The organism is Micromonospora sp. LOL_014, assembly GCF_048060245.1.
In the GTDB taxonomy this organism is placed as follows: Bacteria; Actinomycetota; Actinomycetes; order Mycobacteriales; family Micromonosporaceae; genus Micromonospora_E.
Window position 1 is genome coordinate 83,908 of the sequence record NZ_JBHMIP010000022.1, and the last position, 22,170, is coordinate 106,077.

At 70.7% G+C, this 22,170-nt stretch carries 12 protein-coding genes and 1 pseudogene; 11 read left to right on the forward strand and 2 right to left on the reverse strand.

What is annotated here, in order from left to right:
- Nucleotides 1–57 precede the first annotated feature (57 nt).
- The 3 genes from ACFHW1_RS19695 (at nucleotide 58) to ACFHW1_RS19705 (ending at nucleotide 2,631) form a co-directional block, all read left to right on the forward strand.
- Complete coding sequence (locus ACFHW1_RS19695; RefSeq protein WP_416554937.1) at nucleotides 58–516, forward strand: NfeD family protein; 459 nt, start codon at nucleotides 58–60, stop codon at nucleotides 514–516.
- 47 nt (nucleotides 517–563) lie between these two features.
- Complete coding sequence (locus ACFHW1_RS19700; protein WP_416554939.1) at nucleotides 564–1,703, forward strand: SPFH domain-containing protein; 1,140 nt, start codon at nucleotides 564–566, stop codon at nucleotides 1,701–1,703.
- A 169-nt stretch (nucleotides 1,704–1,872) separates the two neighbouring features.
- Nucleotides 1,873–2,631, forward strand: a complete 759-nt coding sequence (locus ACFHW1_RS19705; protein WP_416554941.1) for a hypothetical protein — start codon at nucleotides 1,873–1,875, stop codon at nucleotides 2,629–2,631.
- On the opposite strand, the gene ACFHW1_RS19710 is transcribed toward ACFHW1_RS19705, so the two are convergent.
- Nucleotides 2,628–3,581, reverse strand: coding sequence for a TrmH family RNA methyltransferase (locus ACFHW1_RS19710; protein WP_416554943.1), 954 nt, complete (start codon nucleotides 3,579–3,581; stop codon nucleotides 2,628–2,630). The two genes, ACFHW1_RS19705 and ACFHW1_RS19710, sit on opposite strands and share 4 nt — an antisense overlap.
- On the opposite strand from ACFHW1_RS19710, the gene ACFHW1_RS19715 reads away from it, so the two are divergent.
- The 3 genes and pseudogenes from ACFHW1_RS19715 to ACFHW1_RS19725 all read left to right on the forward strand — a co-directional run bounded on the left by ACFHW1_RS19715 (nucleotide 3,474) and on the right by ACFHW1_RS19725 (nucleotide 5,813).
- A complete protein-coding gene (locus ACFHW1_RS19715; protein ID WP_416615889.1) occupies nucleotides 3,474–5,285 on the forward strand; it encodes a PucR family transcriptional regulator in 1,812 nt (603 codons plus the stop codon). The genes ACFHW1_RS19710 and ACFHW1_RS19715 overlap by 108 nt on opposite strands.
- Nucleotides 5,286–5,487: 202 nt before the next feature.
- Nucleotides 5,488–5,586, forward strand: a pseudogene (locus tag ACFHW1_RS19720) (hypothetical protein); the annotation flags it as partial.
- Nucleotides 5,587–5,669: 83 nt separating this feature from the next.
- Nucleotides 5,670–5,813, forward strand: a complete 144-nt coding sequence (locus ACFHW1_RS19725) for a hypothetical protein (protein ID WP_416554947.1) — start codon at nucleotides 5,670–5,672, stop codon at nucleotides 5,811–5,813.
- Nucleotides 5,814–5,902: 89 nt separating this feature from the next.
- Here the strand turns inward: ACFHW1_RS19725 and ACFHW1_RS19730 are convergent, their stop codons facing one another.
- Nucleotides 5,903–6,172, reverse strand: a complete 270-nt coding sequence (locus ACFHW1_RS19730) for a metal-sensitive transcriptional regulator (protein WP_416554949.1) — start codon at nucleotides 6,170–6,172, stop codon at nucleotides 5,903–5,905.
- 162 nt (nucleotides 6,173–6,334) lie between these two features.
- Here ACFHW1_RS19730 and ACFHW1_RS19735 point away from each other — a divergent pair, with 162 nt between their 5' ends.
- From ACFHW1_RS19735 to ACFHW1_RS19755, 5 genes are all read left to right on the forward strand, one after another.
- Nucleotides 6,335–7,663 (forward strand): MBL fold metallo-hydrolase, encoded by a 1,329-nt coding sequence (locus ACFHW1_RS19735; RefSeq protein WP_416615891.1) that lies wholly within the window; start codon nucleotides 6,335–6,337, stop codon nucleotides 7,661–7,663.
- Between the two features lie 47 nt (nucleotides 7,664–7,710).
- The gene (locus ACFHW1_RS19740; protein ID WP_416568348.1) at nucleotides 7,711–8,298 is read left to right on the forward strand and encodes a rhodanese-like domain-containing protein; all 588 of its coding nucleotides are present in this window, start codon (nucleotides 7,711–7,713) and stop codon (nucleotides 8,296–8,298) included.
- Complete coding sequence (locus ACFHW1_RS19745) at nucleotides 8,295–10,049, forward strand: SulP family inorganic anion transporter (protein WP_416615894.1); 1,755 nt, start codon at nucleotides 8,295–8,297, stop codon at nucleotides 10,047–10,049. Before ACFHW1_RS19740 ends, ACFHW1_RS19745 begins: the two co-directional genes overlap by 4 nt.
- 525 nt (nucleotides 10,050–10,574) lie before the next feature.
- Nucleotides 10,575–10,700 carry a hypothetical protein gene (locus tag ACFHW1_RS19750; protein WP_416568346.1) on the forward strand — a complete coding sequence of 42 codons (126 nt, stop codon included), beginning with the start codon at nucleotides 10,575–10,577 and terminating at the stop codon, nucleotides 10,698–10,700.
- 323 nt (nucleotides 10,701–11,023) lie between these two features.
- Nucleotides 11,024–22,162 carry a LamG-like jellyroll fold domain-containing protein gene (locus ACFHW1_RS19755; RefSeq protein WP_416615896.1) on the forward strand — a complete coding sequence of 3,713 codons (11,139 nt, stop codon included), beginning with the start codon at nucleotides 11,024–11,026 and terminating at the stop codon, nucleotides 22,160–22,162.
- Nucleotides 22,163–22,170: the final 8 nt, after the last annotated feature.

Below are 22,170 nucleotides of genomic sequence, written 5' to 3' on the forward strand. Positions count from 1 at the left end.
GCCCGATTTGTCGGTTTAAAGGTCGCCGGTGGTGCGCGTACATGTCACGATCGGTGTGTGGAACCCGTCCTGTGGATCGTATTGGGCGTCGTGCTCGCGGTCGCGGAATTATTCACCGCGACGCTGTTCCTCGTCATGTTCGCCGCCGGCGCGTTCGCCGCGGCGGTCGCCGCCGCTCTCGGCGCCCCGGTGGCTGCCCAGGCCCTGGTCTTCGCCGCCGTCTCAGCGCTGACCGTGGTCGCCGTCCGGCCGGTCATCCAGCGGCACCGGCAGTCCGCGCTCGGCGCGGGCGAAGAGCCGTTCGGCGTACAGGCGATCGAGGGTGCGTCGGCACTGGTGCTGGAGCGGGTGGACGCGGACGGCGGCCAGGTCAAGATCGACGGCGAATTGTGGAGCGCCCGCTCGTACGACGGCACCCAGGTCTTCGCCCCCGGCGAACGGGTACAGGTGATCCAGGTCAAAGGCGTCACCGCGCTGGTCTGGCGGGACGACGTCACCGGCGGCGGACCGGCATGAACACCCCGAGCCGGCATCAGTATCTCGAGCCGAGAAGGTGAACGACGATGGACTTAGTGATCGCGGTGCTGGTCGGGGCGGTCGCCCTGATCACGGTGCTGACCCTGGTCCGGGCGGTGCGAATCGTGCCGCAGCAGCGGATGGACCTGGTCGAACGGCTCGGCCGGTACCAGCGCACCCTGACGCCCGGTCTCAACCTGCTCGTCCCGTTCATCGACACCGTACGGGCCAAGGTCGACATGCGGGAACAGGTGGTCAGCTTCCCGCCCCAACCGGTGATCACCTCGGACAACCTGGTGGTGTCGATCGACACGGTCCTCTACTTCAAGGTCGTCGACCCTCGGGCCGCCACCTACGAGATCGCCAACTTCCTGCAGGCGATCGAGCAGCTCACCGTCACCACGCTGCGTAACGTCATCGGCTCGCTCGACCTGGAGCGCGCGCTGACCAGCCGCGAGGAGATCAACCAGCACCTGTCCGGCGTGCTGGACGAGACCACCGGCCGATGGGGCATCAAGGTGACCCGGGTGGAGATCAAGGCGATCGAGCCGCCGCCGAGCATCCGCGACTCGATGGAGAAGCAGATGCGCGCCGAGCGGGACCGCCGCGCCGCGATCCTCACCGCCGAGGGGCACAAGCAGTCACAGATCCTCGGCGCCGAGGGCGAGAAGCAGGCCGCGGTGCTGCGCGCCGACGGTGACCGGCAGGCCCGGATCCTGCAGGCCGAAGGCCAGGCCAAGGCGATCCGGACCGTCTTCGACGCCATTCACCAGGCGAACCCGAGCCAGAAGGTGCTCGCCTACCAGTACCTGCAGGCGCTGCCGCAAATCGCCAACGGCCAGTCCAACAAGATGTGGATCGTCCCGGCCGAGCTGACCAAGGCCCTTGAAGGTCTCGGCGGGGCGCTCGGCGGGCTCAGCCAGATGGTCGGTGACGCGCCGTCGCAGCAGGTCGACTCCAGCGCCGTGGAGCGGGAGGCGGCCGAGGCCGCCGAGGCCGCCGCCGCCGAGGCGCAGCGGGTCAACGACGAGGTGCGGGCAGCCGAGCAGGTCACCAGCGGTGGTACGGCGGCCGGCGGCGCCAAGGCCCGGCCGCCCGGGCTGCCCGCGCCCGAGCCGGTGCCTGCGTCCGAGCTGCTCGGCGAGCTGAACTCCGAGCAGCGGCGCCCGCAGGCCGAACGCGGCTGACCCAAGGCCGGGACCCGGCCCGAGCCGATCGAGGCCGGGTCAGCCGACCCGACCGGTGGAAATCCGAGGAACCCGCGCGTACCGCTGTCGTCGGCTGTCACGATCGGTCGGTCAGTGAGCACAGCCGACAGGGCCCGCCGCGGGCCCCGCAGCGCGGGGAGGCGACACCGTGACGCGTGCCGTCAGGAACACCCGACCCCGGACCACCGCGTCCAACGCCGGCCGGTCCGGCCCGGTGCGGGTGGTCTCCCGCAGCGACGCCGGGGTCGCCGTGGTGGCCGCCGCCGCACCGGAGAACACCCCGGCCGGCCCGGCCACCAACGCGGCCTGGGCGTGGTCGATCCGTCGGTTCAGCCGGTTCGCCATCTGGGCGTTGCCGCTCTACGCGATCGCGTTCGGGATCGGCAGCCTGAGCGGACTGCGCGGCGGCGGCCCGGCACCCGACCTGGTTGACGGCCGGCCGGCGTACCTGGCCTCCTGGGTGATCGCCAGCTGGCTGGGGCTGGTCACGCTGGTGGCGATCGCCGGGATCCACGCCGCCGCCCGCAGCCGGGGCACCGCCGTTTCGGCGCTGCTGGTCGGTCTGGCCGGTACAGCGTCGACGGTGCCGTTCGTCGGGCTGCCCGACGGCACGACCGTCTACGGTACGTCGGCCCGGTCGATCGCTCTGGTCGGCGCCGCACTGTACAGCTTCGGCTGGCTGCTGGCCGGTGCCGCGGTGCTGCGTTCGGAGCTGTTCAACCGGCTCGACGGCTGGCTGCTGATCGTCGCGTCCCCGCTGCTCGGGTTCGTCGGGCTGCTCTCCGGGCCGCTGCAGACCGTCGGTGCGGTCCTCACCCTGACCGCCGGGATCGGCCTGGCCTGGTCCGCCGGCCGGATGGTGCCCAGTGTGCAGGTGCCGGCGACCGCCCCGGCCAGCTCCCGTTAGGCCGGGTCGTCGCGGCACAGCTCCCAGAAGGCGACCGCCGCCGCCGTCGCCACGTTGAGCGAGTCGACGCCGCGCCGCATCGGCACCGCTACCCGTACGTCGGCGGCCTGGACCGCCGCGGTGCTCAGCCCCGGCCCTTCCGCGCCGAGCAGCAGCGCCGGCCGGGCCCGGGCCGCGGCGTCCAGCCGCTGGACCGGCACCGCGTCCGGTGCCGGGGTCATCGCGAGCAGCCGGAACCCGGCGGTACGGACGGTGGCCAGCGCCGCAGGCCAGGCCGCCGCCCGGGCGTACGGCACCGCGAACACCTCGCCCATGCTGACCCGCACCGACCGCCGGTACAGCGGATCCGCGCAGGTGGGGGAGAGAACCACGGCGTCCATGCCGAGCGCCGCCGCGCTGCGGAACAGCGCACCCAGGTTGGTGTGCGTGTTGATCCCTTCGCAGACGACCAGCCGGTGGGCCCGGTCGAGCACCTCGTCCAGGGTCGGCAGGGCCCGGCGGTGGAACGAGGCGAGCACTCCCCGGTGCACGTGGAATCCGGTGATCGACTCCAGCACCGCCGGGGTCGCCGCGTAGACCGTCGCCTCCGCCGGCAGGTCGGCGAGCTGGTCGACCCGCTTGGCGTCGACCAGCACCGACCGTAGCCGGTAGCCGGCCCGCAGGGCCCGCCCGATGACCAACTCGCCCTCGGCGATGAACAGGCCGTTCGGCGGCTCCCACCGGGTCCGCAGCTCGACGTCGGTCAGCGCCCGGTAGTCGGCGATCCGCTCGTCGTCCGGGTCCATGATCTCCGTTGTTGGCACACCGGGCATTGTGCCGGTCGCCCGGGTAGCGTTCTGCGGGTGTTCCCGACCGTCCGTGAGGTGCTGGCGCTCGACCCGGTGCGGAACGGCGGACCCCGGGTGGTCGCCGCCGAGGAGAGCCTGGATCGGCCGGTCCGCTGGGTGCATGTCACCGAGGTGCCGGACATCGCCAGTCTGCTGCGCGGCGGTGAGCTGGTGCTGACCACCGGGATCGGGCTGCCCGCCGACGACGCCGGAGTGCGGGCCTTCATCGCCGACCTGGCCGAGGTCGGCGTATCCGGTCTGGTGGTGGAGCTCGGCCGCCGCTATCACGGCGGGGTGCCGAAGGTGATGGTCGCGGCGGCGCACCGGCGCGGGCTGCCGCTGGTGGAGCTGCGCCGGGAGACCCGGTTCGTTCTGATCACCGAGGCGGTGCATGCCCTGATCGTGGACGCCCAGCTGGCCGAGCTGCGGGCGACCGAGGAAATCCATCAGCGGTTCACCGAGCTGTCCGTGGAGGGTGCGGAGGCCACCGAGGTGGTACGCCAGGCGGCCGAGCTGGCCGGCGCGCCGGTGGTGCTGGAGAACCTGTCTCGCCGGGTGCTGGCGTACCACGCCGCCGGGGAGAACCCCCGGCTGCTGCTGGACGGCTGGGAGCAGCATTCGCGCCGGATCCAGCCGACCGGGCGTACCGCGTATCACGCGGACACCGGCTGGCTGGTGACCATGGTCGGCGCCCGAGGCCAGGACTGGGGCCGGCTGCTGCTGCGCTGCCCGGCTGCCGGTCCCAGCGGCTCGGGTGTCCTGGGTGTCTTCGGCGGGTCCAGCGGGTCCGGTGGGTCGGGAGGGTCGGGAGGGTCGGGAGGGTCGGGAGGGTCGGGAGGGTCGGGAGGGTCGGGTGGTCCGCCGCTGCGGTGGTCGATCCTGCTCGAACGGGCCGCGTCGACTCTGGCGTTGGGCCGGCTGATCCGCCGCGACGCCGAAGGGCTGGAGCGCCAGATCCACCGGACGCTGCTGACCGCGCTGCTGGACGGGTCGCAGCCGGTCGACGAGGTGGCGATGCGGGCCCGGGCGCTCGGCGTCGGCCTGGACCGGCGGCATCTGGTCGGCGTTGCGGTCCGGTTCCGGGACGCCGGCTCCGATGCCGAGCCCGGAGCGGCCACCGAGGTCGGCGGGGTCGGGCCGGCTGTGGCGGTGCCGTCGGCCGTCAGCGCCGAGACGGTCCAGGCCCGGCTGCGCGACCTCGCCGAGACGGTCGGCCTGGCGTTGCGGGAAACCGGGCTGACCGGCCTGGCCAGCCCGTTGGACGAGCACGCGGTCGGCGTACTGCTGGCGGTCCGCGACGCCACGGCGGCGGACCCGGCGCTGAACGGTCTGCTGGCCGCGCTGCACCGGTTGCGCCGGTCCGAGCCGGTGCCGGTGGTGGTCGCCGCCGGCAGCGGGGTGGACGGCGTCCGGGAGGCCCGGCGGACCCTGGTCGAGGCCCGCCAGGTGGCCGAGGCCGGCCGCCGGGACCGCCGCGCAGACCAGGTGCTGCGGCTGCCGGACGTCGGCCTGGCCGGGCTGCTGCACCTGCTGCGGGAGGAACCCCGGTTGCAGGTCTTCGTCGAGCGTGAGCTGGGCGCGCTGCTGGCGTACGAGGCGCGTCATCCCCGGCAGCGGATGCTGGCCACGCTGCGGGCGTACCTGGAGCTCGGCCGCAACAAGTCGGCGGCGGCCGCGGCGATGCACCTGTCCCGGCCGGCGTTCTACGAGCGGTTGACCCGGCTGGGGCAGATTCTCGGCGTCGACTTGGACTCGGTGCAGGCGTGCCTGTCGCTGCACGTCGCGGTGCTGGCACTGGACGAGGTACGGCCCCGGCCACCGGCCTGACCGCCCACCGGGTCGAAGGTGCTGAATCTTGGGACCTTGAGCCGCCGTTCCACTTATACCCCTGGGGGTATGTTGGGACTGAATCCGGCAGCCGTGAACCACCGCCGAAGGAGGTCCCGGGCATGTTCTTCGCCCAGTACTACCTGGACTGCCTGTCCCAGGCGTCCTATCTGATTGCTGACGAGACCACGAAGCCGCCATCGTGGTCGATCCGCGTCGCGACGTCACCGAGTACCTGGCCGACGCGCAGGCGCACGGCCTCACCATCGAAGGCGTCGTCAACACCCACTTCCACGCCGACTTCATCGCCGGCCACCTCGAACTCGCCGCGCGCACCGGCGCGTGGATCGGCTACGGCCGGCAGGCCGAGGCCGACTACTCGGGGTGTCCTGCCCGGCGAACTGGCGACCCGGTGACGACGTGGTGCTCGGCGCGCCGCGTACCGAGGCCGACCTCGACGCGCGGCTGACCGACGACACGGTCAAGCTGACTGACTGGTACCTGGCCACCCGGCCGGACCGGAGCTGACCCCACGACCCTGCCCCGGGCACGGCGACCCACCGGGCCCCGGCGGGTCGTCGCGCCCCGGTGTCAGGCCCGTCCGTCGGGCTCCGGTGTCAGGCCAGGGAGAGGAAGAGCTTCTCCATCTGCTCCAGGCTGGCCTTGCGCTCGGTGGCGTCGGCGTCGGGACCCATGCACTGTTCGAGCCCACTGGCGATGACCTTGAAGCCGGCCCGGTCGAGCGCCCGGGAGACGGCGGCGAGCTGGGTGACCACCTCGGCGCAGTCCCGGCCGGACTCCAGCATCGCGATGATGCCGCGGATCTGCCCTTCGGCCCGCCGTAGCCGCTTGACCACGTCCGCCGTGGTGTTCTCCTCGACCTGCATGGCGAGTTCCTCCTGGTCCGGGGGTCTCCCGCTGGTGCTTCGGGCCTGCCCAGCTGGGTTTACACGATACACCCGGGGGTATCACTTGCAGATGTCCGTTCATTCGAACATACTGGGTCCGTAGATACCCCCAGGGGTATACGCGAGAGCGGAGGAGCACCCGTGGAACTCATCTCATTCCGTACCCCCGGCCTCGGCGACCAGTCCTACCTGCTGGTCCACGAGGGCAAGGGGGTGCTCGTCGACCCGCAGCGCGACATCGACCGGTTCCTCGACGCCGCCGCCGAACGCGACGTCGACCTGCGGTTCGTCCTGGAGACCCACCTGCACAACGACTACGTCTCCGGCGGACCGCAGCTCGCCCGACGGACCGGCGCCGAGCTGGTCCTCCCGGCCGGCGCGGCACCGACCTACCGGCACACTCCCGCCTTCCACCTCGAGGACATCAAAGCCGACAACCTCACCCTGCGCCCCGTCCACACCCCCGGTCACACCCCGGAACACACCAGCTACCTGGTGCTGATCGACGGCGAGCCGGTCGCCGTCTTCTCCGGCGGCAGCCTGCTCGTCGCCTCCGCCGGCCGACCCGACCTGCTCGGCCCCGACCGGGCCCGCACCCTGGCCCGGCTGCAGCACGGCTCGCTGCACCGCCTCGCCGGCCTGCCCCGGGCCGTCGAGCTCTACCCGACCCACGGTGAAGGCTCGTTCTGCACCGCCACCGGCGCCGGCCGGTTCACCTCCACCATCGGCGACGAGGTCGACACCAACCCGCTGCTCGGCGTCGGCGACCCGGAGACGTTCGCCGACCGGCTGCTCGCCGCGCCGATGCCGATCCCGGCCTTCTACCAGTACATGGGCCCGGCCAATCTGCGTGGCGGCGAGCCGATGCCGGCCGTCGAGATCCCGGAGATCACCGCCGCCGACCTGCCGACCACCGACGACGCCCAGTTGCTGGACATCCGGCCCCGGCCGGTCCAGGCCGCCGGCCTGCTGCCCGGCTCCGTCGGCATCGAGCTCACTGACGACTTCGGCAGCTGGGCCGGCTGGCTGCTGCCGTACGGCGCACCCGTCGTGCTGATCGCCGAATCCGGCCAGGACGTCACCGAAGCCGTCGTCCAGCTGGCCCGCATCGGGCTCGACACCGTCCAGGGCGTCCACCGGCCGGCCCCCGCCGACCAGCTCGGCCCCGGCTACGAACTGCTCGACCTGGACAGCTTCCGGCAGCGGCTGGCCCAGCCCGACGCACAGCTGCTCGACGTACGGATGCCGGGCGAGCGGGCGCGCGTCAGCTGGCCTGGGTCGGTCGAACGCTTCCTCGCCGACCTGGTCACCGACGGCATCCCCGCCGAACTCGACCCGCAGCGACCGGTCCTCGTCGCCTGCGGCAGCGGCCGGCGGGCCGCCATCGCCGCCAGCCTGCTGGTCCGCGCCGGCCACCGGCCCGCCGTGCTCAGCGGGGCCGGCGTCGCCGACCTGACCACCGAATCCTGACCACCACCGCACGAGCCCGAACGAACACCAGCGCACGGAGGAATGACATGTTCCCCACCACCAACCCGAACATGCAGGTGCCCGCCGCCCGCGCCCTGCTGGCCGACAACCCCGACACCCTGGTCGTCGACGTGCGCACCCCGGCCGAATTCGAGACCGCCCACATCGACGGGGCGATCAACCTGCCACTGGACCAGGTCGACGCGCACCTGAACCGGATCGTCGCCGACGCCGGCGGCCGCATCCTGCTGATCTGCCAGTCCGGCAACCGGGCCAACCAGGCCTGCGCGAAACTCGCCGGCGCCGGCCTGGACGGCGCGACCGTCCTCGACGGCGGAATGAACGCCTGGATCTCCGCCGGCGCCCCGGTCAACCGGGGCCGGCAACGCTGGAGCCTGGAACGTCAGGTGCGGCTGGTCGCCGGCGCGATCGTGCTGGTCTCGGTGCTGGCCAGCATCTGGTACCCGCCGGCCCGGTACGTCGCCGGACTCATCGGCGCCGGGCTGACCGTCGCGGCGCTGAGCAACACCTGCGCCATGGGCATGCTGCTGGCCCGCCTGCCGTACAACCAGGGCGCCGGGTGTGACATCGACGCCTCGCTCACCCGGATCAGCCGGGCCGGCGCAGCGAAATGACCACCACCGCGTACCCCCGCCAGCAGCGCACCGGCCCGGCGCGGGTCCTGCCCATTCTCGGTTGGCGGCGCGGCTACGACCGGCACGTGCTGCGGCACGATCTGATCGCCGGGCTCACCGTCGCGGTGATGCTGGTGCCGCAGAGCATGGCGTACGCCGCCCTCGCCGGCATGCCACCGGTCACCGGCCTGTACGCCGCCGTCGTCCCGGTCCTGGTCTACGCCCTGCTCGGCACCTCAGGCTCGCTCGCCGTCGGCCCGGTGGCGATCACCGCGCTGATGACCGCCACCGCGCTCGCCCCCCTCGCCGACGGCGACCCCGGCCGGTACGCCGCCCTTGCCGGCCTGCTTGCCCTGCTGGTCGGTGCCATTCAGGTCCTGATGGGGGTGCTGCGCCTCGGCGCTCTGGTCAACTTCCTGTCTCACTCGGTGCTGTCCGGTTTCACCTCGGCGGCGGCCATCGTCATCGCCGTCAGCCAGGTCAAGGACCTGCTCGGGCTGCGCGCCGACCGGGCCGAGAACCTGCCCGGCATCGTCGGCAGCCTCTGGCAGGCCGCTCCGACGGTGCACCCGCTGACCGTCGCGGTCGGCGCGGCCAGCATCGCCGGCCTGCTGCTGCTCCGCCACTACCTGCCGAAACTGCCCGGCGCGCTGCTCGTCGTCGCCGCAGTGACCATCGCCAGCGCGGCCCTGGCCTTCGGCGCCCGCGGTGTGCCGATCCTCGCCGAGGTGCCCAGCGGGCTACCAACCCCGGATCTGCCGTCGATCGCCCTGGCCGACCTGCGGGCGCTGCTGCCAGCGGCGGTCGCGATCGCCCTGGTCGCCTACATGGAAGGCATCGCGGTGGCGAAGTCGCTCGCCGCCCGCTCACGCCAGCAGGTCGAACCGAACGCCGAACTCGTCGCCGTCGGCGCGGCCAACCTCGCCGCCGGGGCGTTCCACGCCTTTCCGGTCGCCGGCGGATTCTCCCGCAGCGCGGTCAACTTCTCTGCCGGCGCCCGGACTCCGGTCGCCTCCCTGGTCACCGCCGCCGTGGTGGCGGCCACCGCGTTGCTGCTCACCCCGGCCTTTCACCACCTGCCCAAAGCCGTCCTCGCGGCGATCGTCGTCGTCGCCGTCCTCGGCCTGGTCGACTGGCGGGAAGCCCGGTCGGCCTGGCGGGTACGGCGTACCGATGGGCTGACCCTCGGGCTGACCTTCCTGGTCACCCTGGTCGCCGGGGTGGAGCCGGGGCTGGCCGTCGGCGTCGCGTTCAGCCTCGCCGTGTTCCTGCGCCGCTCGGCCCGACCGCACACCGCCGAACTCGGCCGGGTGCCCGGCACCGCGACCTTCCGCAACCTCGCCCGCTACCAGGGCCTGGTCACCGACCCACGGGTCGCGGTGCTGCGCTTCGACGGCCCGCTGTACTTCGCCAACGCCCAGTACCTGGCCGACCAGTTGCTGACGTTGACGCAGAGCCGCCCCGAGCTGCGGGCCGTGGTACTCGACGCCAGCGCGATCAGCGACGCCGACACTGACGGCGCGCACGCCCTGGCGCAGACCCGGCAGCGGCTCGCCGGCCGTGAGACAGCCCTGCATCTGGCGACGGTCCGGGGGCCGGTACGCGACCTGCTCACCCGGGCCGGGCTCTGGTCGGTGATGCGCGACGCCGGGCAACTGCACCCCGAGGTCGCCGACGCCGTCGACACGGTCACCGGATCGCCCGCCGTCGACGCCGAGCGGCCCAAGCGCCTGCCGCAGGAGGTGCTCTGACCGTGCCGGACCGGTCCGCCACCGTGGTCACCCTGGTGCCGGCCGGGCACGCCGACTGCGCCGGCAACCCCGGTCAGCGCCCACTGGTCACCAGCAGGGCACGCTTCGCCAGCCGTAGTAGGAGGTCCGGGAACTCCACTGCTCGTCCAGGTACTGGCCGTCGCACGAACCGTAGAGCCACCTACCGACCTCGGTGGTGTGGCCTGCGTTCGTGAAGAACCGGACATCGATCAGCGAGCCGACCGGTGGGGCGGGGAGTTCGGCCTACGCCGGACCGGTGAAGGCCAGGTTGGTGGACACCACCAACACCGTCGCGACGATGGCGTGTCGGATGAACTTGAGCATGTGTCAGGTCCCTCCTGGAAAGTAAAATGGTGGCCGGGACGCCGGACCCTCGGATCCGGGCCCGTCGGCCTGTCGCGTCAGCCCGGCCGGGAGCACGCTGGTATCGGTAGCCAGTTCATCACCGGATGATCGACGCTCGGATGTACGTTGCGACGGCCACGTCTGACGAGGAGTGATGAGATGGACAAGAAGGAGCGCAGGCCCCGCCGGGACAACCGGGGCGGTGGCGGCCACGGTGCCGCCGTGTACGGACTCGGCCTGATCGGCGCGCTGGTCTACTACATTCAGCAGGCGGACGGCTTCTGAGTGGTCGTGCTGGGCATCCTGCAGGCCCTGGTGTGGCCCGCGTCTTTTCGTCCACCACGTGCTGGACTTCGTTTCCGCCTGACCACGCCTGTGTCTGACCACGTCCGGCACGGTCACCGGTAGCAGCAGGCCCTGCGGCGTCTTCGCCACAGGGCCTGCTGCTGAAATCCCCTACCAGTTCCTCAGCGGTTCCTCAAATTTCCGCCAAGTCACGGCGATTTCCGCCCATGGATGATGTGACCTGGTCCGCAGGGACAACGCTCCGGTGTGGAATGAGGTGGCCGCTGATGTCTACGAGTCGTGCTGTTCACCGTCGGCGTCGCTTGAGGACAGCGGGGACGTTCGTCCGGTGGCGGCGGTGGGCTGGTGGGGTCGCGGTGGTGGTCGCGGCGCTGGTGGGGTTGTCGTCGTCGGTGCCGCCGGGTGCGGTGCCGGCGGACGGTGAGTTCCCGGTGGGGTGGTTGTCGTCGTGGTTCACGGGCCGGGCGGGGTGGTTGCCGTGGGGCGGGCCGGCTGTGGAGCTGCCGGCGGCGCGGGTCGGTGACGGTGCCGGTTCGGGTGGGTATGTGGGGTCGGCGGCGACGCGGGCGTCGGGTGGGGCGGGTTCGGCGCAGCGGTTGGTGAACGGTCTGTCGGGGTATGCCGGGGAGCCGGTGGTGGGCGAGTCGGTGACGCCGGTGACGGTGGGCCGGTTCGATCCGGAGTCGAGTGTGCGGGACGCGGTGGCGTCGGGGCCGAATGCCGACGTGTACGCCAACGCGGATGGTTCGACGACGGCGGAGTTGAGCACCGGGCAGGTCAACTACGAGGCGGCGGATGGTTCGTGGCGGCCGGTGGATTCGACGTTGGTGCGTCGGGGCGGCCGGTGGGTGGTGAGGGAGAACTCGCTGGGGGTGTCGCTGGCCGGTACGTCTGCCGGTGGGGCGTTGGTGGAGTTGTCGCTGCCCGGTGATGGGTCAGTGGGCTGGGGTCTGGCTGGTGCGGCGGCGGTGGCTCCGGCGGTCGACGGCAAGACGGCCACGTACCCGGAGGTGGTCGCGGACACCGACCTGGAGGTGGTGGCGCGGCCGGACGGGGTGCAGCAGGGGCTGGTGCTGGCCTCGCCGCAGGCCGGGTCGGAGTGGGTGTTTCCGCTGATGCTGGACGGGGTGTCGGTCCGTTCCGGTGACGATGGGTCGGTCGAAGTGGTCGCCGACGCCGGGTCGGTGGTGGCGTCGATCCCGCCAGCTGTCATGCGGGATTCGTCGGTTGATCCGCAGACGGGGCTGCCGGCGCGGTCGCCAGCGGTGTCGATGGAGCTGGTGGAGGTCGAAGGCGGTCGGGCGCTGAAGCTGGTGGCTGACCGGGAGTGGTTGACGGATCCGGCGCGGGTGTTCCCGGTGCGGGCGGACGTGGGCGCGCTGATCTCGACGATCGGGGACGTGTTCGTTGACACCGATCCGGATACCGGCCCGGCCGTGCAGAACGGTGACCGTCTCGCGATCGGCAACCAGGACGGCGTCCTGTCCCGGACGTTTCTCAAGTTCACCGTCCCATCGGAGCTTGCGAGGTCGGGCTGGTTCATCTCCTCGGCGAACCTGCGGCTGTACCTGAACTACCGGGCGAGGTGTGACGTCCAACGGATCAAGGTCGGGCTGGTCGAGGAGGAATGGAGCGTCGGAGATCTGCGCACCGCCGCCCACCCGGGGCCGAAGATCGACCTGGGGCCGGGTCACTACCGGTACTACACCGACAACGGGCGGGCATGTGAGAACCCGAACCCGAATCCGTCCGTCGGCCAGTGGGTCGAGATCGACGTCCGGGACCTGATTTCGGGCTGGGCGCTCGGTCAGCCCAATCTCGGTCTGGCGTTGTTGGACGAGGAACACCGGTCTGAGGCGGCAGCGGCGTTGTTCGCTTCGGCCAACTATGCCGGCGGTGACTACGCGCCGCGGTTGCAGCTGACCTTGTCGAACAACCTGCCGCCGCAGGTGGACCAGCGGGCTCCGACCCACGGTGCGGTGGTGTCGACGTTGACGCCCCGGTTGTACGTGCGGGGCCGCGATTTCGACGAGTCCGGCACTGTGCGCTACAAGGTCTGGATCTACGACAGCACCGGGACCCTCATCCACGTCAACGAGGGCACCAAGTCGTACTACGACGTCCCGGTCGGGTTGTTGGAGACGAACAAGCAGTACTCGTGGGCGGTGCAGCCGTATGACGGGGCTGTCTACGGCGCCCGGTATCCGAAGTACGTGTTCTACACGCGGGTGCCGCAGCCGGCGTTGGGATCCCGGTTGGTGCAGAACCCGGGGGTGGGTTACCACCCGGAGATCGGCAACTACACGTCGGCGGTGACGGACGCGCAGGTGGCGGGGGTGGGGCCGGCGTTGGAGATCACCCGGTCGTACAACACGTTGGACACCCGGCGGTCGGGGGCGTTCGGGCAGGGCTGGTCGAGTCTGTTGGACGCGCGGGTGACCGAGCGGACCAACTCGGCGGGTGCGGTGCTGGGTGCGGTGGTGCGGTATCCGGACGGGTCGGAGGCGGTGTTCGGGCCGACGTTGAACGGGTCGTTCGTGCCGCCGCCGGGTCGGTACGAGGTGTTGACCGCGGTGAAGTCCGGTTCGTCGGTAACCGGGTACCGGTTGACCGTCAAACACGGGACGACGTACGTGTTCTCCCGCGCGGCCGGGGGTGGCGCGTTCAAGGTCACGTCGGTGACGGACGCCAACGACCAGACCTTGACGTTGACGTACAACGGCAGTGGGCTGGTGTCGGAGTTGACTAGCGCGTCGGGGCGGTCGCTGACGCTGACGTGGGCGGGGACGGCGAGTCCGTCGGCCGGGTCGCATGTGACGAAGGTTACGACGGACGCGCCGACCGCCGGTGGCAGTGGCTACGTGTGGACGTACACGTACGGCAACCATGACCGGTTGACGAAGGTGTGTCCGCCGACGGCGTCGTGCACCACGTACTCCTGGGGTAACAGCGCCAACCAGGGGGCGAACGCGGTGCTGAACCACGCGCCGTCGTCGTTCTGGCGGTTGAACGAACCTTCCGGAGCGACCCTGGCGGCCAGCAGCACGCTGGACAACGGCGGCACCGATGTGGCGTTCTACGAGGGTACGTCGGCGGGTGGGGTGCCGGGGGTGTGGCCGGGGTCGACGTCGACGTCGACGTCGTTCAACGGCACGTCGTCGCGGGTGCGGTTGCCGAGCGGGCTGGTCAACGACAGCGCGTACCAGTCGGTCAGTCTGTGGTTCCGGACGGGGACGGTGTCCCGGGCGGGGGTGTTGTTCTCGTACCAGCATGATCCGATCTCGGACGGGACGACGTCGCGCAACTACACTCCGTCGATCTATCTCGGGTCGAGTGGGAACTTGCACGCGAAGTTCTATGACGGCAACTCGACGACGATGCAGTCGTCCGGTCGGGTGGACGACGGGCAGTGGCATCACGTCGTGCTGGCCGGGGCCGGCACGAGCCAGTCGCTGTATGTGGACGGCATCCAGCAAGCGGTCCGTCGCGACGGCCTGATCGAGATGTTCGACGTGGGCGGGTCGGAGCATGTGTACGTGGGTGCGGGGTTCGTCGGCGGGAACTGGCCGGACCAGCCGCATCATGGTTCGCCGAACTACCACGGGCATGCGAACTTCTTCCAAGGGCAGATCGCCGATGTGGCGTTCTTCAACCGGACGTTGACCTCGGCCGAGGTCACTGAGATCAACGCGACGGCGCGGGGTCAGAGCCGGCAGTTGTCGAAGGTGACCAGCGCCGAGGAGCGGACGCTGACGTCGTTGTCGATGGACTCGGTGACTGGGAAGCTGGCGTCGGTGACCGACAGCAACGGTGGGACTTGGGCGTTGGGGACGCCGAGGGTGGCGGGAACGAGCGGGGTGTACGCGGCGGCGGTGCTGGGGTCGGCGCCGACGGACTACTGGCGGTTGCGGGATGCGGCCGGGGTTCAGGCGGTCAACGAGACCTGGCAGACGGCCGCGACGTTCAATTCGGTGACGTTGGGAGTGGCGGGTCCGTTCGCCGACGGCACGGCGGTGTCGTTCGACGGGTCAGCGTCGCTGGTGTCGGTGCCGGGGGAGCGATTGGCACCGGCCGGGACGCGGTCCCAGGAGCTCTGGTTCAGGACCACCGGTACCGGCGATGTGCTGGCGGGGGTGCAGGACGCGGCGGTGGACGGGACGCCGTCGGTGGGATCGCCGGTGTTGTGGATCGACTCCGATGGCCGGCTGCGGGGGCTGTCCGCGTCGGTGGATCCGACCGGGCCGTTGACGTCGGGGCTCGCCGGCAAGTGCGCCGAGTTGGCGGCCGACGGCACGAGGGTGCAACTGGCCACCTGCGACGGTGCGACGGCGCAGAGCTGGCGTTACGTCGGCAGCAGCCGGCAGTTGCGTCGGGGTGACAGGTGTCTGGGCCTGGCAGGTCAGGCGACCGGCAACGGCACCCTGGTCCAGGCGCAGACCTGTTCGAGCAGCGCGAACCAGAAGTGGGGAACGTCCGGGAACGGTTGGCGCAACTCGGGGGCGGGCCGGTGTCTGGAGGTGCCGGGCTCGTCGACCACGGACGGCACCCAGTTGGCGATCCGTAACTGCAACGACCAGGCCAATCAGTGGTGGGCGTTGGCGTTGGTCTCGGCGGCGCCGGTCAACGACGGCAAGTGGCACCACGCGGTGCTCACCAAGACCGCCGCCGGCAACGACACCGTCCAGGCGTTGTACCTCGACGGCGTACGGGTGCAGTCCAGCACCGGCTCCCTGGCTGGCGGGGTCGAAAGGCTCAGTCACGGATATCTGGGTGCGGGGTACACGGGGAACGGTTGGTCGGGGCTGCCCTCGGACTCGACGGCGTACTACGCGGGTGCGTTGGCGGAGGTCGCGCTCTATGACCGGGCGTTGAGCGCGGACGAGGTGGCGTTGCGCTACCAGTCGGTGGGTCGGACCGTGCCGTTGGTGGTGACGGCGGCGGGCGACGGGGCTGCCGCAGTCCGGTTGTCGGAGACGGCGGCGGGTGGGTTGCCGGACGAGGTGTTGCCGCCGGGTGCGGTGCATGTCGACGCGGCAGCGGAGCACGCGCAGACGACGACGGTGTCGAATCCGGTGAAGATCGTGTCGGTGACCGACCCGGGCGGTAACGAGGTGTCGTACTCCTACGATCTGGTGTCGGGGCGGAAGGTGTCGCAGACCGACGCGTTGGGTCAGACGACGTTGTACGGCTATGACACGGGTGGGTTCACGAGTCTGGTGTACGACCCGAACGGAAACGTGACCCGGTCGGTGCAGGACGAGCGGGGCAACACGGTCCAGGAGGTGACCTGCCAGGACCAGGCCGCCGACAAGTGCTCCAGCAGCTACTACACCTACACCTTCTACAGCAGCGACCCGACGCACCCGAGGAGCGACCGCCTGACCCACGTGCGGGGGCCGGGCTCGCAGAGTGCGCAGGACGACACCTACCTGACGACCTACGGCTACGACAACTCCGGCAACCTGCACACCGTGCGGGACCCGCTCGGCCGGAAGACGGAGATCGAATACACCGACGGTACGGAGGTGCCCGCGGTCGACGGTGGGTCCGCCCCGGCCGGTCTGCCGTGGCATGTGCTGGATGCGTCGAAGGGATGGCAGACGATCAGGTACACCTCGGCGGGTGACGTGGCGTGGGTGTCGGACGCGGCGACTGCGGAGACGACGTTCACGTACGACGGGTTGGGTCGGACGTTGACGGAGACGGTGGTGACGTCGTCGTATCCGCAGGGGCGGACGACGTCGTACACGTACGACTCGGTGGGTCGGGTGGTGACGCGGACGGGTCCGGCGGTGACGGACCGGGTGACCGGTGCGGTGCATCGGGCGGTGACGCGTTACTCGTACAGCGTGGACGGGTTCCTGGCGGAGGAGCGGGTCAGTGACGCGTCCGGTGGGGATGTGGCCCGGGTCAGTACCTGGTCGTACGACGAGGGTGGGCGTCGGTCGGCGTCGGTGGCCGCCGAGGGGGCGGTGACCAGCTACGGCTATGACGTGTACGGGCACCTGGCGGAGCAGACCGATCCGGATGGGGTGGTGAACGCCTACGAGGTGGACGTCAACGGCAATCTGCTGTCGCGGACGGTGAAGGGATTCACCGGGAATCCGAATGATCCGACGGATCCGGTGGATCTGGTGGTGGAGTCGAATGTGTACGACCCGGCGGGTCGGTTGGCGTCGACCACGGACGCGATGGGCTATGTGACGCGGTACACGTATACCGATGACGGGCGGACCGCGACGGTGACCCGCTCAGACGGTGACAGCTCGTCGTTCCTGCTGGAGAGCAACGGCTACGACGAGGCGGGGAACCTGGTCGAGCAGGTCACTGACAACGGTGCGACGGTGACGGCGTACGCCTACGACGCGGCGGGCCGGCAGGTGCGCAGCGTGCTGGATCCGGGCGGCCTGGATCGGGTGACCGAGGTGACGCTGTCCCGGACCGACGAGGTGTTGTCGCGGGTGGATCGGGACGCTGCAGGGGAGGCGTTGTCGGTCGTCGACTACGCCTACGACGTGTTGGGCCGGCCGGTGTCGCAGACGGGCTACCTGTCGGCGGACCGGTCGGTGACGCCGGTGGCGCGGTGGCGGTTGGCCGAGACGGGTGGGACGACGGCGGTCGACTCGGCGGGGAACAGTCCGGGTACGGCCACGGACGTGGTCTGGGCGTCGGATCCCGAGCGGGGTCGAGTCGCGTCGTTCAATGGATCGTCGTCGCGGATCGTCACCGATGCGCCGGTGGTGGACACCACCCGGCCGTACACGGTCGCTGCCTGGGTGCGATTGGACGATCTGCGATACTCCGCCTCGGTACTGGCGATGCCGGGCCTCGCCCGGACGAACGTGGCCGAGCGGGGCGCACCCGCGTTCGCACTCCACTACGACCACACCGTCGACGCGTGGCGGGCGCTGGCGACCGAGCAACTCGTGTTCAAAGGCGGCGGCGTACTACACCGCCGTCGCACCTTCGGGCAGGGCTCGATGCAGGCGGGCGAGTGGCAGCACCTGGCGGTGGGCGTGGACCCGCAGGCTGGCCGGTGGATCGTGTTCCTCGACGGCGAGAAAGTCGACGACTTCACCGGCAGCAGCTTCCACAGCGTGGCGGCCGGCGGGGTGCGGATCGGCTCGGGCCTCGAGGGGGCGATCTCTGATCTGCAGGTGTATCAGGGGGTGCCGGGCGACGATGACTGGGCCGCCGGGGTGATGGCGGGTGCGGTGCCTCCGGCGGACGCGGGGGTGTCGCGGACCAGTTACGTGGTCGACAACGCTGGTCTGGCGACGTCGGTGATTGATCCGTTGGGTCACGCCACGTTCGTGGAGTACGACGAGGCGGATCGTCCGGTGGTGACGACGGGTCCGGCGGTGCAGTCGGAAACCGGTGAGTTGGATGGTCCGGTGGTGACGGCCCGGCCGGTGGAGCGGGTTGGTTACAACACGTTCGGTGAGGTGGTTGCGGAGTCGGATCCGAACGGGGCGGTGACGACGTACGGGGTGGACCGGGTGGGTCGGCCGGTGGAGGTCCGGTTGCCGGCGTACACGCCGCCGGGTGAGTCGTCGTCGGTGACGCCGGTGGCGTCGGCGGTGTACGACAGCCTCGGTCAGGTGGTGTCGCAGACCGATCCGTTGGGCCGGGTCACGGAGTTCGACTACGACCAGTTGGGTCGGTTGGTGACCCAGGTGGCGCCGGACGACGGCACGACGACGGCGCGCTACGACCTGGCGGGCAACCTGCTGGCGACGACGGATCCGACGGGTGCGGTGGCCGGTAGTGGCTACGACTTCCTGGGTCGGGTCACGAGTGTGAGTGAGGCGGTGCGGCAGACCGGTCAGGTGCACACCACGACGGTGGGCTACGACGTCGCCGGGCGGTTGTCGTCGGTGCGGTCGCCGGCGGGGGTGACCACCGGGTACGGCTACAACGCGGCCGGTGAGCTGACAGTTGTGGTCGACGGCGCGGGGCAGACCCGCGGTGTCGTCCACGACGGCCTGGGTCGGCCGGTTAAGGAAATCAATCCGGACGGTACGTACACGACGACGGGTTATGACATGTTGTCGCGGCCGGTGTCGTCGGCGGCGTACCGGGCGGCCGGTGGGGCGGCGTTGGCGACGGCGGCCTGGTCGTATGACGCGGCGGGCAATGTGGTGTCGGCGACGGACGCACGCGGCACGGTGACGCGGTTCGGCTACGACGCGACGGGGTTGTTGCGGACGCAGTCCGAGCCGGTGGATGCGACGACAACGATCGAGTCGTCGTTCGGGTATGACCTGGCGGGGAATCCGACCCGGTTCACCGACGGGGAGGGGCGGGCGTTCCGGACCACGTACACCGTGTGGGGGTTGCCGCAGTCGCGGATCGAGCCGGCCACGGCGGCGTACCCGGACGCGGCGGACCGGACGTTCACCACGGTTTACGATGCGGCCGGGCAGCCGGTGTCGCAGCGGGTGCCCGGTGGGGTGGCGCGGACCCTGGTCTACGACGACGCCGGTCGGCTGGTGCGTCAGTCCGGTTCCGGTGCGGAGGCCGCGACGCAGGACCGGACGTACGGCTACGACGCGGCGGGCCGGCTCGTGGAGTTCTCGGCGCCGGGTGGCAGCAATCAGGTCGTGTACGACGACCGCGGCCTGCCGTTGTCGGTGACCGGTCCGTCGGGGAACGCGTCGTTCAGGTACACGGCGGACGGGTTGATGGCCTGGCGGGACGACGCGGCCGGGTTGACGCAGTACGAGTATGACGGTGCGGGCCGGTTGGCGTCGGTGGACAACACGGACATGGGCACGGCGATCGGCTACAGCTACGACGTGATGTCGGCGGTGTCGTCGATGACGTTCGGCACGTCGGGGAACCGGCGGGTGTTCGCCTACGACGATCTGCATCGGTTGACCAGCGACCGGCTGGTGTCGTCGGATGGGTCGAAGATCGCGTCGATCAGCTACGGCTGGGACGCGAATGGTAACGAGACCAGTAAGACCGTGACCCGTGGCTCGTCCACGACGGTCAACACGTACACCTACGATCTGGCTGACCGGTTGACGTCGTGGGACGACGGGAACACGACGGTCGGTTACCGCTACGACAAGGCGGGGAACCGGACCGGGGTCGGCGACATCGACTACGTCTACGACGCCCGTAACCGCCTCGTTTCGGACAGTACCGGTGTCGGCTACCAGTACACGGCGCGGGGCACCCGCAGCGCGGCCGGTGCGGCGAGGACGGTGTCGGACGCGTTCGACCAGGTGGTGGAGCACACCCCGGCCGGTGGCAACGCCCGGGTGTTCGACTACGACGGCTTGGGTCGGGCGTTCCGGGACGGTTGGGAGTACACCGGTCTCGGTAACCACCTCGCCCGGGACAGTTCCAACGCGTTCTTCACCCGGGATCCGGGCGGTGGGGTGGTCGGGGCGCGGCACAACAACACGCGCCGGTTGGTGTGGACGGATCTGCACGGTGACGTGGTCGCCCAGTTGAACCCGGCCGGGGCGACGGTGACCGGCAGCCGCACCTATTCGCCGTTGGGCGAGGTGACCGCGGACAGCGGCATGCTCGGTGACCTCGGTTACCAGTCGGAGTGGACCGACGTGCGTAGTGGGCAGGTCAACATGCATGCCCGCTGGTACGACCCGGCGACCGCACAGTTCGGTGCCCGCGACAGCCTGACTGTCAGTGCGGTACCGGACCCGATCCGGGCGAACCGGTACCAGTACGGCGACGGCAACCCGTTGACCGTGGTCGACCCCACCGGCCACTTCGGAGAACGGTTTGCGAGGTCGTGGGACGACTTCACCGACTGGGCCGGCGACAGGTGGGACGACGCCGTCGACTGGGCCGGCGACGCGTGGGACGACTTTACCGACTTTCTCGACTGGGTCGGCGACGGCCTGGCGGCGGCCACCACGTGGACGCAGGAAGAGCTCGTCGAGGCGGCCAACGCCATCAGGCAGACGGTGGAGCAGAGCTATCAGGATCTGATCAAGGCCGGTGAGGCGCTGAAAGTAGCCGCCGAACAGGTGGGCCAGTGGGCCCGTACAGCCCGGGACTGGATCGTCGAACACAAGGCCGAGATCGTCGGCGCGATCGTCGGCATGGTCGTCGAGGCCAGCTGCCTGGTCGCGATCGGCTGGACCGGGGTCGGCATGGTCGCCTGCGGCATGGTCGGTGGCATCACCGGTGCCCTGGTCACCGGTGGGATGCAGGGCAAGACCGGCATGGATCTGCTGCAGGACGCGGTGATCGGCGGCCTGGCCGGTGGTCTCGGTGCCGCCCTGCCGATGATGGGCCCGGTCGCCGGCAAGGCGTTGAGCAAGGCCGCCTCCACCGGCGTGAAGAAGGTCGCCGGCACGAGCGTCGGCAAGGCCGGCGCCCGTGTCGGTGCGAAGGCCGCCGCCGGGGCCCGGTCGTTCAGCCGGGCGGTCAGCAGCAAGGCCGACGACGCGTCCCGGGCGGTGTCGCGCGGCTCCAGCCGGTCCACCCGGGAAGCCGCCGAACGTGCCGACGACGCCGTCCGCGCCGGCGGGAGCCGGGCCGACGGGGCTGCCAGCTGCGTGCGGCACAGTTTCGCCCCCGGCACCCGGGTACGGATGGCCGACGGCACCACCAAGCCGATCGGCGAGGTCGAACTCGGCGACGAGGTGCTGGCCACCGACCCGCAGACGGGGCAAAGCTCCACTCGGCCGGTGCGGCTGCTGCACCACCACGCCGACCGGGAGTTGACCGACGTCACGGTCACCGACACCGTCACCGGTGAGAGCACGGTCGTCGAGACGACCGCGCACCACCCGTTCTGGAACGCCACCACCGGGCGGTGGACCGACGCCGAAGACCTGCGACCCGGTGATCGGCTGCGCAGCCCGGACGGCGAAACCACCCAGCAGGTCGCGGCGGTCCGGGTCTGGACCGGCCTGAAATGGATGAACGACCTCACCGTCGACGGCGACCACACCTACTATGTGGTGGCAGCCGACCGGCCGGTTCTGGTGCACAACTGCGACGGCTACACGGACCTGTACCACGGCACCAGCCGGCAGGCGGCGGACAACATCCGGAACAACGGCGTGGACCCGAGCTTCTCCAGCCGGTCGAGAATGGACTTCGGCAAGGGTTTCTACACCACCCGTTCGCAGCAGCAGGCACAGAAATGGGCCAGCAAGCGATTCGGCGGGGACGGGGTGGTTCTTCACTTCAGGGTGCCGACCGCGAAACTCAACGCCATGTTCACAAAGACGTTCAACCGGCGCGGCGGCCGGGACCTGACCAACACCGTGCGCCGCTACCGCACCGGTGCCGGCGGAAACCTGTCCAACAACTACGATGTGGTCGAGGGTCCGATGCTCATGAACGTCGATGGATTCCTGAGGTTGGGGGCTCCGCCCCGCTGGTCCGGCAACCAGGTCGTCTTCTACGGCAGGAACGCCGGCCGGGTGCTCACCGACGCCCTGCAGCCCTAGGAGAATGA

Bases quoted from the DNA above. Each gene is read 5' to 3' on its own strand.
- ACFHW1_RS19700 (WP_416554939.1), top strand. From the start codon at position 564: ATGGACTTAGTGATCGCGGTGCTGGTCGGGGCGGTCGCCCTGATCACG.
- ACFHW1_RS19740 (WP_416568348.1), top strand. From the start codon at position 7,711: ATGTTCCCCACCACCAACCCGAACATGCAGGTGCCCGCCGCCCGCGCC.
- ACFHW1_RS19745 (WP_416615894.1), top strand. From the start codon at position 8,295: ATGACCACCACCGCGTACCCCCGCCAGCAGCGCACCGGCCCGGCGCGG.
- ACFHW1_RS19710 (WP_416554943.1), bottom strand. From the start codon at position 3,581: ATGCACCCAGCGGACCGGCCGATCCAGGCTCTCCTCGGCGGCGACCAC.
- ACFHW1_RS19730 (WP_416554949.1), bottom strand. From the start codon at position 6,172: ATGCAGGTCGAGGAGAACACCACGGCGGACGTGGTCAAGCGGCTACGG.
- ACFHW1_RS19750 (WP_416568346.1), top strand. From the start codon at position 10,575: ATGGACAAGAAGGAGCGCAGGCCCCGCCGGGACAACCGGGGCGGTGGC.